A 12,874-nucleotide genomic window follows, 5' to 3' on the forward strand; every position below is an offset into this window, starting at 1 on the left:
CTTAGAGCAGCGCGTCGCCTGCGGGTGGAGCGACTGCTGGATCGGCGGCGTCGGACGTGCCATCCGACGCACTTGATTCGGCGACAGGCCCTGCGCTTTGGCGCAAAGCCGCTTTTTCGCCAGCGCTGGCGAATTTGCTGTACTTGCCCAGAATGCCAATCAGTTGTCCATACACCCGCGGGTTGCCTGCCAGGCATTCCTGCTGATCCAGAAAGTCAGCCTCGCCCGTGAAGTTGCCCACCAGTCCGCCGGCTTCTGTCACCAGTAGTGAGCCTGCGGCCACGTCCCAGGGCTGAAGGCCCGTTTCGAAAAAACCTTCGGTGTAGCCTGCAGCCACATAGGCAAGGTCCAGCGCGGCGGCGCCAGGCCGGCGCAGGCCGGCGGTGCGCTGCATGACATCGCCCATCATCTTGAGGTAGTTGTTGAAGTCGTCACCGGGCCGGAAGGGAAATCCGGTGGAGATGAGGGATTCCTTCAGGTGGATGCGTTTGGAGACACGCAGGCGCCGATCGTTCAGGAAAGCGCCACGGCCCTTGGTGGCGGTAAACAGGTCGTTGCGGGTGGGGTCATACACCACGGCTTGCTCAATCTTGCCTTTGACCGCGAGTGCGATGCTCACGCAGTACACCGGCAGGCCGTGGATGAAGTTGGTGGTGCCGTCCAGCGGATCGATGATCCAGACAAAGTCCGAGTCCTTGGCTCCGTGCTCGCGTCCGGACTCTTCGGCCCAGATGCCGTGGCCGGGGTAGGCGGTCGTCAGTGTTTCAATGATCGCCTGCTCTGCAGCATGGTCAACCTCGGTGACAAAGTCGTTGGCTTTCTTTTGCGAAATACGAACAGACTCAATATCGAGTGCGGCGCGGTTGATGATGGATCCGGCAGCGCGGGCAGCCTTGACGGCCACATTGATCATGGGGTGCAGATTGAGCGACATAAATTGTTTTGAAGAGCTGAGTGGATCCGGCTGGCGATGCAGGCGGCGACAATAAGCACATTTTACCGTCTCCCATGCAAACCCGATTTATTCTGATCAACACCAGCCATGCCGGCAACGTCGGGGCAGCTGCCCGCGCCATGAAAACCATGGGTTTTGATGACCTGGTGCTGGTTGCGCCACGCTGGGCCAATGTGCTGCGTCGGGAAGAAACCATTCAGCGGGCCAGTGGCGCGCTGGATGTTCTGGCCAAGGCCCGCATTGTCGACACCCTCGACGAGGCCTTGGACGGGATTTCCCATTTGTGTGCCACCGCCATGACGCCTCGCGACTTTGGACCCGCCACCACCACTCCGCGGGAACATTTCGAATTGCTATCAAAAGCGCAGCTGCCTACGCATATTCCACGGGGGCTAGAGGGTAATTTGGCAGGGCAACAAGGCGTTGGATTCCTGTTCGGATCCGAGCGCTTTGGCATGCGCAACGAAGATGTGTACCGCTGCCATGTGTGTCTGAGCATTCCCAGCAATCCGCAGTTTGGCTCACTCAATATTGGAGCGGCGTTGCAGGTTGTGGCCTATGAATGGCGTTTGGCGTTGGGTGGTTTCGGTGTGGAGCTTCCCGTTGCACCCACCCATCTGGCGGATGCCGCCCAGGTGAGTGGCATGCTGACCCATTTGGAACAGTCGCTGGTGGCGCTGGGTTTTCTGGATCCTGTGGCACCCAAAAAGTTGATGCCACGCCTGAACCAGCTTTTCAACCGCGCCGGACTGGAAGAAGAAGAAATTCACATCTTGCGAGGAATTGCCAAGGCCATCGGGCAAATGGCCGCGCGTTCGGCGGGTGATGAGTCGAGAGGATAGACTTCCTCCTATGTTTTCCCGTCTACGCTCCGACATCCAGTGCATTCTTGACCGCGACCCGGCTGCCCGCAGCGCTTGGGAGGTCTTGACTTGCTACCCCGGCCTGCACGCACTGATATTGCATCGTGGTGCCCACTGGTGCTGGACCCATGGACTTAAATGGCCAGGGCGTTTTATTTCACACATGGCGCGGTGGCTGACCGGTATCGAAATTCATCCCGGTGCCATCATCGGCGAGCGGGTATTTTTTGACCATGCAATGGGCGTCGTAGTGGGCGAGACGGCGGAAATTGGCGATGGCTGCACCATTTACCAGGGAGTGACCCTGGGGGGTACCTCCTTGTACAAGGGCACGAAGCGGCACCCCACCTTGGGCAAAGATGTGGTCGTCAGCGCGGGCGCCAAGGTTCTGGGTGGTTTTTTGGTGGGTGATGGTGCCAAGATCGGCAGCAACGCAGTGGTGATCAAACCGGTTCCGGCAGGGGCCACGGCGGTGGGCATTCCCGCGCGCATCATTCCGTCCAAAACCGGTGAAAGTGCCGACGTAGTCTCCACCGACCACAAGTTCACGGCCTACGGAATTACCCAGGAGGACGATCCGGTGAGCCTGGCACTGCGCGGCCTGATTGACTCGGCCTCGGGTCAGGACCACCAGATTGCACTGCTGTGGAAGGCCATTGAAACCCTGTCTGCCAACCGGACCGCCACAGATTGTGTGCCTGGAGATGCGACCCGCAAGGAGTGTTTTGAAGCCGAGCGCCTGAACCAGCTGGTCGGCAAGTAGGTTCAAGCGGCCCGGGGTGGCCGGATGGCTGTTTTGGGGCGGAATGCCTTGCACACTGCATCCTGCGTTTCCAGGTAGGGGCCGCCAATGAGATCGATGCAGTAAGGCACTGCAGCAAATATGCCGTTTATCAACTGCTGCCCGTTGGCGTCTTTCAGACCTTCCAGTGTTTCAGCAATCGCCTTGGGTTGACCTGGCAGGTTGATGATCAGGCTTTGGTCCCGAATCACCGCGACCTGACGCGACAGGATGGCGGTGGGCACAAATTTCAGGCTGATCTGGCGCATTTGCTCACCAAACCCTGGCATTTCCTTATGCGACACGGCGAGCGTGGCTTCCGGGGTCACGTCTCGCAGCGCTGGGCCGGTGCCACCGGTCGTCAACACCAGGCTGCAACCCGCATCCACCAGTTCAATCAGCGTGGCGCTGATGGCTTCTTGTTCGTCCGGAATCAACCGGGCTTCGAAGCTGATGGTGTTTTGCAGGGCTCGGGTCAGCCAGTCCTGGAGGGCTGGCAGGCCTTTGTCCTCGTACACACCCGTAGAGGCCCGGTCGCTGATCGACACGATGCCAATCTTGACAGGATCAGGTGCCACGTATGGGGTGTTGCTCAAGCAGGGTCTCCCGCATCGGCCGCCAGGTTTCCCGGTACCGTAATGGCTTCGGACGTATCGGCTTTGTGCAGCAAGTGCCCGCGCACAATCTGGAAAATATCGCGGTAGGCGCGGCCATGGCGCACGGCTTGACCGGGTAGCTCCGGCTTGGCATCCTTGCGGGCCTGGCGGATCAGCGCACGCAGCTGTTGGGTATCAGTTTCAGGGCAGACGCCGACCCATTGGCCCACGGCATCGTCGTCAGCAACCAGGCGGTCACGCCAGGTTTCGGCCTCGTGCAGCGCCAGGGTCTCGCGTGCGGAAGGCCCGTGTTGCTCTGACAAGGCGGTGCGCACGTTGGCCAGCACTTCCGGGGTGAGCTGGCGCATGCGCTTGCCGATGAACTGCATCTGGCGGCGTTTGCCTTCAAAGTTGGTGATGCGTTTGGCTTCGGCGATGGCTTCCACCAGTCGTTCTGGCAAGGCCAGACGCGTCAGCAATTCGGCCCGCAGGTTCAATAAATCTTCACCGAGCTTTTGCAGCTCGGTGCTTTCGCGTTTCAAGTCGGTACGGCTGGCCTCGTCTGTGCCTTTGAGTTCGCGCTTGAGTTCCAGATCAAGCTCGCTGCCCTCGGCGACAAATTTACCTTTGACGAAATAGCCTTTTTTTAGTTTGCTCATATAGCCAAGTATCATAGCCTCCGCTATGACGAAACCCCACTCTTCCTCCCAATCCGCCGTAAAAGGCGCCTCCTCCACCAAGCCGGCCGACAGTGGTTTTGCCTACAGTCGCCCGTTTTTTGAATCCTTGGTGGACACCGCGCTGGCGCAAGCCAAGAAGCTGGGCGCCACCGACGCGGGGGCTGAAGTGTCCGAAGGCTGCGGCCTGAGCGTGTCGGTGCGCAATGGCGAACTGGAAAACGTGGAGCGCAACCGCGACAAGTCGTTGGGCGTGACCGTTTACGTGGGCCAGCGCCGGGGCAACGCCAGTACCTCTGATTTTTCCAATGCCGCCATTGAACAGACGGTGCGCGCTGCGTACGACATCGCCCGGTTTACCGCCGAAGACCCGTTTGCCAGCCTGCCGGACGAAAAAGACATTTCGCCAGTCGCTGACCGGGAGCGCGATCTGGATCTGTTCTTCCCCTGGGCAATTACCAGCGAAGAGGCCATGCGCCTGGGGCTGGAGTGCGAAGCCGCAGCCCTGGCCACCAGCAAACGCATCACCAACAGCGAAGGCGCGGGTGTGTCTGCGCAGCAATCGCATTTTTTCAGTGCCCACACCCACGGCTTTCGCGGCGGCTATGCCAGCTCGCGCCATTCGATGTCGGTGTCGCCCATTGCGGGCAAGGGCAAAGATATGCAGCGCGACAGCTGGTACAGCTCCATGCGCCACCCCGATGCCCTGGCTTCCCCCCAAGCCATTGGCCGCTACGCCGCCGAACGGGCGCTGAGCCGCCTGAAGGCGCGCAAGATTGCCACGACCGAGTGCCCGGTGCTGTTTGAGTCGCCACTGGCCGCCGGGCTGGTGGGTGCTTTTGTGCAGGCCGTCAGCGGTGGATCGCTGTACCGCAAGAGTTCGTTCTTGCTGGATTCATTGGGCAAGATCGTTCTGCCACGCCACATTGACATTCGGGAAGACCCGTTTGTTCTGCGCGGCAAAGGCAGCTCTCCCTTCGATGACGAGGGTGTGAGCGTCAAGGCCCGCCAGGTGGTCGACGGCGGGCGGGTGCAGGGTTACTTTTTGAGCAGCTATTCAGCGCGCAAGCTGGGCATGCAGACCACCGGCAATTCGGGGGGCTCGCACAACCTGACATTCACCTCGCGCCTGACCCAGGCCACGGATGACCTGGACGCCATGCTGCAAAAGCTGGGCACCGGCCTGTTTGTTACCGAGTTGATGGGGCAGGGTACGAACTACGTCACTGGGGACTACTCGCGCGGTGCCAGCGGCTTCTGGGTCGAGAACGGGCGCATCGCCTACCCGGTACACGAGATCACCATCGCCGGCAACATGAAGACTATGCTCAAGGGCATTGAGGCGGTGGGTGCGGATACCTACAACTACGGGGCCAAAACCGTGGGTTCGATTTTGGTCAACCGCATGAAGGTTGCGGGAAGCTGATCCCGCTTGGTTGGCTGGGGCGGCTTAGCCCGCCAGCGCCGCTTTGACTGCGGCCGACACGGTACCCATTTCGGCCTTGCCGGCCAGCTTGGCTTTCACAGCACCCATCACTTTGCCCATGTCGCCGGGGCCTGCAACGCGACCCAGCTCTGCGCCCAGTTCAGACACGATGGCTTTGACTTCGGCCAGCACTTCTTCGGCCGACATGCGCTGGGGCAAATAGCCCTGCAGCACCAGCATCTCGGAGGCTTCCTTGTCGGCCAGATCCATGCGCTCGGCTTTGGTGAAGGCTTCAATGCTGTCTTTTCGCTGCTTGATCAGCTTGTCGACAATGGCGACCACGGCCACATCATCCAGCACGATGCGCTCATCGACCTCACGCTGTTTACAGGCAGCGAGCAGCAGGCGGATGGTGCCCAGTCGCTCGCTGTCTTTGGCGCGCATGGCGGTTTTCATATCTTCGGAGATCTGATCTTTGAGTGACATGGCGTGATTCCTGAAAGGTGGGGGTCTTAAATGAAAAAAAGCCCGCTGGAGCGTCCCCAAGCGAGCTTTTTGGCCTTGAGAGGCGTCTTAATCAGTGACGATTAAAACAGCTTCTTGGGCAATTGCATCGAGCGGATGCGCTTGTAATTACGCTTGACGGCGGCTGCCTTCTTGCGCTTGCGCTCTGCTGTTGGCTTTTCATAGAACTCGCGTGCGCGCAGGTCAGTCAACAGGCCCAATTTCTCGATAGTGCGCTTGAAGCGACGCAGAGCGACGTCAAACGGCTCGTTTTCTTTAACACGGATGGTTGTCATTACGTAATGTTGTCCAAAAAGTGCTGGCGTTGGTCAAGTGGGGAGATCGAGCCCCACAAGCCACGTTTCAGCGATGTCCCCCGTCTGTAACTAGTATTGGCCGACGAGGGTTTGCCAGAAAAGCCTTGGATTATAGCGTTTCCAGAGGCGTATTCACAGTTAGTGCGCTAGCTTTGCTGCCAGTCCTTGCGCGCAGGCAAATGCACTGGCCCACGCCCACTGGAAGTTGTAGCCTCCCAGCCAGCCGGTCACATCCACCACTTCTCCAATGAAATACAGGCCAGGCTGGCGCGACTCCAGGGTCTGGCTGGACAGTGCACGGGTGTCTACGCCACCCGCAGTGACCTCGGCTTTTTTATAGCCCTCGGTGCCCGTGGGCGTGAGTTCCCAACGGCTCAGACGCTCGGCCAGCGCCGCCAGGGCCTTGTCGGATGCCTCATTGGCCGGGCGCTGCCAGTTGTGGCCCAGCGCCGCGCCTTGCGCGACCCAGGTATCCGCCAGGCGGGACGGTACCAGTGCGGACAGTTCGTTGGCGATCAGCTTGCGGGATGTGGCCTTGGCGTGTTGCAGTACCTCGGCCACGTCGGTGGAGGGGGCCAGATTCAGCCGGATCGGCGTGTTCGGTTGCCAGTAGCTGGATATTTGCAGCACACCTGGGCCGCTCAAGCCCTTGTGGGTGAAGAGCAGGTCTTCCAGAAATGTGGCTTTGTCTTTTTTGCTTCCGGTTTCAATCTGCACCGGTAGCGACAGGCCTGACAGCTGGGCAAAGGGCGCCCAGGTGTCGGCGTCAAACGTCAGCGGCACCAGGGCAGGTCGTGTCGCGATGAGGGGCAGGTCGAACTGTTTGGCGACGCGGTAGCCAAAATCGGTTGCACCGATTTTTGGAATCGACAATCCACCGGTGGCCACCACGATGGAGGCGCAGTGAATGGTGCCCCTGTCACTATCAATTTCATAGCTGCTTGCGCAGTTTCCATGGGGGCTGGAGGCCGAAAAGCGTATATTTTTGACGCTGCAGGGCTGCCAGCGGGTCACGCCACCGGCTTCGCACTCGGCCAGCAGCATCTGGATGATGTCCTCGGCCGATCGGTCACAAAATAGCTGGCCTTTGTGCTTTTCGTGAAACGGAATCTGGTGCTTGTGCATCAGCGCCAGAAAATCGGCGGGACTGTAGCGTGACAGTGCGGATCGGCAAAAGCGCGGGTTATCACTCAAAAAGTTGGCAGGTGTGGTGTCCCGGTTGGTGAAATTGCAGCGGCCCCCGCCCGAGATGCGGATTTTTTCGGCGACTTTGTCGCCACGGTCGATCACCAGAACCTTCAATCCCAGCTGGCCGGCAACGCCTGCACAAAAAAGCCCGGCCGCGCCGGCTCCGATTACCACCACATCAAATGCATTAACAGTCATGGGGGCAGTGTATTCGGCCGCCGCCCCGGACTTAGGGGGGCGGTGCTATGCCCAGCAGTTTTTCCACTTCGCCGCGGCCACCCGGGCTGGCCATCAACACCAGGACAGATCCGGCCCTGACGGCGTGGTCGTCGGCTGGATTGAAAACCCACTGACCATTTTCATGGGCGGCCATCAGGAGGTAATTCTTTGACCTGGGAAGCAGTTCGCCCAGCTTGGCGACCGGGATGCTTTCAGGAATGGTGACTTCTTCCACGCGCAAGCCTTCATCGCTGTGCAGCATCTTGTCCATGAAATTGACGACGTGCGGGCGCACCATGACCGAGGCGATGCGCATGCCACCGGTGAAGTCGGGCGAGACGATCTCGTCTGCTCCTGCGCGGCGTGCCTTTCTTTCGTTGCGAATGTCGTGCAAGCGCACCACCACGCGCGCCTTGAGATTGAGCAGCTTGACGGAGAGCGCAATCATCAGGTTGTGGCCGTCGTCACCGGTCACGGCAAAAACGCCTGCGGCTGCCGCTACCCCCGCCTTGTGCAGGGCATTGTCATCGGCCGCATCTTCATGCAGGTACAGCGCATGCGGGTGGTGCTCCAGCCAGGCATCCAGTACCACGCGATTGCTCTCGATCACCACAAACGGTCGACCGGTTTTTGCGAGCTCGTGGGCAACGTTCGACCCCACGCGCCCGATACCGCACACGATGTAGTGCCCGGAGAGTCTGCTGATTGTTTTTTCCATGCGATTTTTCCTCAAACCTTCATTCAGATCCGAATCGACCAGAAGGGCGACCATGGTGGAGAACAGGTAGCTCAGGGTGCCAATGCCGATGACGGCAATGAACACCGTGAACAGGCGGCCCATCGGGTGGTGGGTCAAATCCACGGTTTCACCAAAGCCAATCGTGGCGATGGTGATGAAGGTCATGTAGAAGCTGTCAATCCAGGTGGCGTTGGGGCGCCCAATGAAGTGGTACCCGACCGTGCCAACCAGTTGAACCAGCATCAACAGGCCCACGCCGTAGATCAGCCCCGAGAAGTGCCTGCCCTGCAGGACCTTTTTCAATGTGTGTTGTCCCCGGCTTGAAGTCATCACAAATTGTAGCCAGCGCGCGCAGCCGCGATTGCGTCCGTCAGGGTGCCAATGTCAGGCGGGACTTGGCGTGGCTTTCGGCCTGTGCCGGGTTGAACCACCATGCCCGTCGTTCACCTGTTGCCCAGATCTTCGCCTGGTCATTCTGGTGTGCCTGGAAGTGGCGTTCACTTACACCGCCGGCCAGAATGGCCTCGATCTTGTCGGGGTCTCCCAGGTCCGCCACCATTTTCATGGAAGCGAAGAAGTTGACGGCAAAGGGCTTCTGAAAATCGTAGACACCGCGGTTCAGGGTTTCGCCGCTGCCCGAGCGCTCCAGTGTGAACCCGCCCAGCAGTTCCTGCCCCGTGCCATTGCGCCGTAGCGGACTGACAAACCGAAGGGTGTGGGCCTTACCCCATTTCCAGTCAGCCGGGTCCTTGCCCTGTTCGGCTTCGATCAGCGCCCGCGCGCGCGGTGCGGCGCTCCGAATGACATCAGCAAGAGTCTCTCGCTTGTCCTTGGTGCTCACATCGTCAAACCAGACGGAGTCGAGCGTGGCCACCAGGGCATCGAACCGTTGCTGCCAGAAGTACCACGTCGACAGCATGTCGTTCACCACCGCGTCGCCCAGCTCGTCCTTGAAGGTGCCGATGGCAATCTCGCGGTACAGCGTCTGGTACACCAGCGGTGCGGCCTGTTCGGCACGGTCCACTCCGTCCCACGCCTGCAGGATGGCTGCCAGATCGCGCTGGGCGGGGTCGTCCTTCAGCGCGGCGACGATGGCACCGCGCAGGACATCGCTTTGCAGGTTGCGGTCATCCTGCATCAGCTTCAGGTGGTCGTCCACCGTCATCTTCTGGGCGGCGCCCAGCACCTGGCCCATGCGGGTGTAGCGGTAATGGGGGGAGACATAGTTGGTGTAGTACCAGGGGTAGCCCTCGGGGCGCGTGTCGTTGTTGGCGGTGCCCACCCAGGCGCGCGCCGGGTTGACCATGCCCGGCATGCGGTCCTTGGGGATGAAGCCGGTCCAATCGTCACGGCCGTCGGCGGGAGCCAAGCGCGGCAGGCCGCCATCAGGCCCGGAGCGAATGGGCACGGCACCGGTGGCACGGTGCGCAATGGTGCCCTTGTCGTCCGCGAACACAAAGTTGAACATCATCAGGTCGATCTTTTGCACCTCGTGGTCGAAAGCCGTGGCATCAGGCGCCGTCAGCAGGCCCTCGATACCAATGACCGGGCCCAGCACCTCGGCGTCGGTGGAGCGCAGCACCAGCAGCTTGTCGCCTTGAGGGCCCATGCCAGCGTGGTCGCTGATGACCGGTCCGCGTTTGGTGAAGCGCAGGGTGAGGGTCTGTTCGCGCATGCCACCGGTTGCGGCCTTGTCCTTGATCCGGATGGTCTCTGTGGTCACCTCAAAGGGCACGCTGCGTCCGCCATCCAGGTAGTGGGCCGGGTTGGCAGGGTCGATGGTTTCCACGTACACGTCCTGCACATCGCCATAGGCATTGGTCACACCAAAGGCTACGTGCTTGGTACGCCCGACCATGATGCCGGGCATGCCAGGCAGGGCGGCGCCCACGGCCTGAATGTCGGGTGTGAACAGACCCACCGGGTGCCAGGTTCCGGGCAGGATGCGGTTGTCCAGATGCGGGTCGTTGGACACCATGGCTTTGCCCGATTGGCTGCGCGAGGGGCCTACGGCCCAGTTGTTGGAACCCAGCCCTTGGTGGTTCAGGTCATCCGGCGCAATGGCCAGGTCGCTCCATTGCACGTTGAGTCCGGCCACACCCGGCACTTTACCCGCGGGCTGCGCTGCGGGCTGGCTGCTCCAGTCGGGGTTGATGGTCAGCGGCAGGATCCCGGCCGCGCGTTCGCCGCCCAGTTTGTCGATCAGCTTCTGCGCAACGATTTCTGCCTTGAAATTAGTCGAGTGCGTGTAGTGCACGTAATGCACCAGCGCCACCAGATCGGACACGCTCCAGGGCCGGGGGGTCAGGCCTGCGACCTTGAGTTCAATGGGGTGGTCGCCCGAATGGTTGCTGATGTAGGCATTGATGCCATCCACGTAGTACTGGAAGAAAGCACGGGATTCCGGTGACAGCTTGGCGGCGTGGCGCTCCCCATTGCGCTGGATGCCCAGCACCCGCATGCGGATGTCGCTGGGCAGGGCATCGACTCCAAAGCTGGCGGCCAGTTCGCCACGCCAGGTGGCGCGAAACAGCTCCATTTGCAGCAGCCGGTTCTGTGTGGTGACAAAGCCCTGGGCACGAATGAGGTCGGGCGTGTTGGCGGCAAAGATGTAGGGTATGCCCAGCTCGTCGCGCAACACGGTGACCGGGGCTGACAGACCCGTGAGTTGCATGTTGCCGTCGACTTGCGGATGGCCAGACGATCGCGCCATCCAGTAGGCGCCGAGGGCGGCCACCAGCAGCAGTCCGAGCACTGCGGCTGCTACCCGTTTCAGAATTTTTGGCATCGTGGGTCTCCTGGTATTTTTCTGGTGCGCTAAGCGCGACCAGAGTATCCACCAAAGAACCGAACGACCGTGCCTTTTTGAGGTGCGTGAGGTTGACGTGGATCAGGCCGTGCGTGCCAGCGTGGGTGCTGATTCCAGACCCACAGCCGCAACGCCCTGAATGACGTCGCCCACCACAATCACACTGGGGCTGGCCAGGCGTTCCCGCTCGATAGTGGCTTGCAGCTCAGCCAGCGTGCACACCGCGTGGCGCTGGTGCGGCAGGCTGGCGTTCTGGATGATGGCCACCGGCGTGCTGGCCGCAAGACCCGACAGCAGTTCGCTCTGAATACGTGCAGCGCCGCTGACGCCCATGTAGATGACCAGGGTCAATTTGGCTTGACGGGCAGTGGCTGCCAATGCACGCCAGTCGGTACCCGTATCGCCCGGCTTGGCATGGCCGGTGACAAACACCACGCCGTGTGCGTGCTCGCGGTGGGTGAGTGGCACGCCCAGCGATGTCACAGCCGCCAGACCCGCGGTGATGCCGTTGACGACCTGCACCCGCAGGCCCGCGGCCTGCAAGTGCTCCACCTCTTCTCCGCCGCGTCCAAACAGGAAGGGGTCGCCACCCTTGAGGCGCACCACGGTTTCGCCTTCCTGTGCGGCGGTAATCATCAGCTTTTCAATAAATGATTGCGGGGTCGATTTGCAGCCGCCGCGTTTACCCACATGCACCACACGGGCGGTGGGTGAAGCAAAGGCCACGATGGCGTCATTTACCAGGTCGTCCACCAGCAGCACGGTGGCCGCCTGAATGGCTTTGAGGGCCTTGAGGGTCAGCAGTTCCGGGTCGCCAGGGCCTGCGCCAACCAGGGTGACCAGGCCCATGGGGGAGGCGTAGGGGAAATCGTGTTTCATAGTGATGCAACCATACGCAAGATGTGGGCCACCTGTTGTGCGATGGGCGTGGGAATGGGCTGCGTGCCGTCCAACACACTGCGAATATAGGTGGCAGTGCTGGCCGCATCGGTGGTCTGCGGCAAGTCGGGCAGGGTGGCCAGCGTGCCAGCCTGGTGGGCCTGCAGCTCAATGGCCTGGCCGTTGACAAAGCCCTGCATCTTGGGTGTGCGCCGGGGGTCGGCCACGGCTTCGCCCTCGGTGCCGCGCAGCAGCAAGGCGTTGGATTGCATCAACGCCAGCGTCTCGGCCATGGACACGGCGTATTCGGGGTGGGTGTAGCTGGTCACCAGCAGGCTCTTGCCCGCGCAGGGGTTCATCAGCTTGACCAGGCTGTGGGCCGGGTTGCGCAGGTTGACGACGCGGCGCACGTCCAGCAGGCGTTGCAGGCCGGGGCTCAGGAGCGCAGTTGGAACAAATGCCACGTTGCCTGGTGCTATGGATTCGATAGCTGTCTGCGCAGGTATGGCGAGGGCTAGCAATACTTCTGACGTGAAAACCCGGCTGGACTCGGTGGCTGTGCCGTGCACCAGAACCGGCAGCCCTTCACGCGCCAACAAGAGGGCCAGCAGCGGCGTCAGCACCGGCAGCTTGCGTGCGCCGTTGTAGCTGGGGATGACGACTATTGGTTTGTCACCGGCAGGAATGCGGTGCAGCCGCTGGTGGGTGGCGTCCAGAAAGCCGGCCATCTCCTGCGCCGTTTCACCCTTGATGCGCATGGCCAGGCAGAACGCGCCAATTTCCAGGTCGGTGACCGCTCCGTCGAGCACCTGCCCGAACAAATCAGTCGCCTGCTCGCGCGTGAGCGCACGGGCGCCGTCTTTGCCGCGCCCGATTTCCTTGATGTATTTGCCAATGCCCATCGGCAGATTGTCCGTGAAT

The 12,874-nt window shown here is 61.1% G+C and carries 13 protein-coding genes; 3 read left to right on the top strand and 10 right to left on the bottom strand.

The genetic code is table 11. The features are described from left to right. Position 1: 1 nt before the first annotated feature. A complete protein-coding gene (locus tag AC097W_RS02085; RefSeq protein ID WP_479600597.1) occupies positions 2 to 934 on the bottom strand; it encodes an inositol monophosphatase family protein in 933 nt (310 codons plus the stop codon). A 74-nt stretch (positions 935 to 1,008) separates the two neighbouring features. Between AC097W_RS02085 and AC097W_RS02090 the strand changes: the two genes are divergently transcribed. Both AC097W_RS02090 and cysE read left to right on the top strand, forming a co-directional pair. Further along, positions 1,009 to 1,797, top strand: coding sequence for an RNA methyltransferase (locus AC097W_RS02090; RefSeq protein ID WP_479600598.1), 789 nt, complete (start codon positions 1,009 to 1,011; stop codon positions 1,795 to 1,797). Positions 1,798 to 1,807: 10 nt separating this feature from the next. Continuing rightward, positions 1,808 to 2,581, top strand: coding sequence for a serine O-acetyltransferase (gene cysE / locus AC097W_RS02095; protein ID WP_479600599.1), 774 nt, complete (start codon positions 1,808 to 1,810; stop codon positions 2,579 to 2,581). A 2-nt stretch (positions 2,582 to 2,583) separates the two neighbouring features. Here cysE and mog read toward each other — a convergent pair whose 3' ends face one another. Together mog and yjgA are read right to left on the bottom strand one after the other, a co-directional pair. Beyond that, positions 2,584 to 3,195, bottom strand: a complete 612-nt coding sequence (mog, locus tag AC097W_RS02100; protein WP_479600600.1) for a molybdopterin adenylyltransferase — start codon at positions 3,193 to 3,195, stop codon at positions 2,584 to 2,586. Further along, positions 3,192 to 3,854, bottom strand: a complete 663-nt coding sequence (gene yjgA / locus AC097W_RS02105) for a ribosome biogenesis factor YjgA (protein ID WP_479600601.1) — start codon at positions 3,852 to 3,854, stop codon at positions 3,192 to 3,194. The genes mog and yjgA overlap by 4 nt, the downstream gene beginning before the upstream one ends. A gap of 25 nt (positions 3,855 to 3,879) precedes the next feature. Between yjgA and pmbA the strand changes: the two genes are divergently transcribed. Continuing rightward, complete coding sequence (pmbA, locus tag AC097W_RS02110; protein ID WP_479600602.1) at positions 3,880 to 5,298, top strand: metalloprotease PmbA; 1,419 nt, start codon at positions 3,880 to 3,882, stop codon at positions 5,296 to 5,298. Positions 5,299 to 5,322: 24 nt separating this feature from the next. Here the strand turns inward: pmbA and AC097W_RS02115 are convergent, their stop codons facing one another. The 7 genes from AC097W_RS02115 to ybiB all read right to left on the bottom strand — a co-directional run bounded on the left by AC097W_RS02115 (position 5,323) and on the right by ybiB (position 12,855). Further along, a complete protein-coding gene (locus AC097W_RS02115; protein WP_479600603.1) occupies positions 5,323 to 5,784 on the bottom strand; it encodes a GatB/YqeY domain-containing protein in 462 nt (153 codons plus the stop codon). A gap of 101 nt (positions 5,785 to 5,885) precedes the next feature. After that, complete coding sequence (rpsU, locus tag AC097W_RS02120) at positions 5,886 to 6,098, bottom strand: 30S ribosomal protein S21 (protein ID WP_105262375.1); 213 nt, start codon at positions 6,096 to 6,098, stop codon at positions 5,886 to 5,888. Positions 6,099 to 6,257: 159 nt separating this feature from the next. After that, complete coding sequence (locus AC097W_RS02125) at positions 6,258 to 7,505, bottom strand: BaiN/RdsA family NAD(P)/FAD-dependent oxidoreductase (RefSeq protein WP_479600604.1); 1,248 nt, start codon at positions 7,503 to 7,505, stop codon at positions 6,258 to 6,260. Positions 7,506 to 7,536: 31 nt separating this feature from the next. Then, positions 7,537 to 8,568: a potassium channel family protein gene (locus AC097W_RS02130; RefSeq protein WP_479600605.1), complete on the bottom strand. Its 1,032-nt coding sequence runs from the start codon at positions 8,566 to 8,568 to the stop codon at positions 7,537 to 7,539. Positions 8,569 to 8,635: 67 nt separating this feature from the next. Continuing rightward, entirely contained in the window at positions 8,636 to 11,053 is a 2,418-nt protein-coding gene (locus AC097W_RS02135; RefSeq protein ID WP_479600606.1) for a penicillin acylase family protein, read from the bottom strand. 102 nt (positions 11,054 to 11,155) lie between these two features. After that, a complete protein-coding gene (gene cobA, locus AC097W_RS02140; protein WP_479600607.1) occupies positions 11,156 to 11,953 on the bottom strand; it encodes a uroporphyrinogen-III C-methyltransferase in 798 nt (265 codons plus the stop codon). Next, positions 11,950 to 12,855 (bottom strand): DNA-binding protein YbiB, encoded by a 906-nt coding sequence (ybiB, locus tag AC097W_RS02145; RefSeq protein WP_479600608.1) that lies wholly within the window; start codon positions 12,853 to 12,855, stop codon positions 11,950 to 11,952. Before ybiB ends, cobA begins: the two co-directional genes overlap by 4 nt. Between the last annotated feature and the right edge of the window lie 19 nt (positions 12,856 to 12,874).

This window comes from Rhodoferax sp. GT1R46 (genome assembly GCF_056521285.1).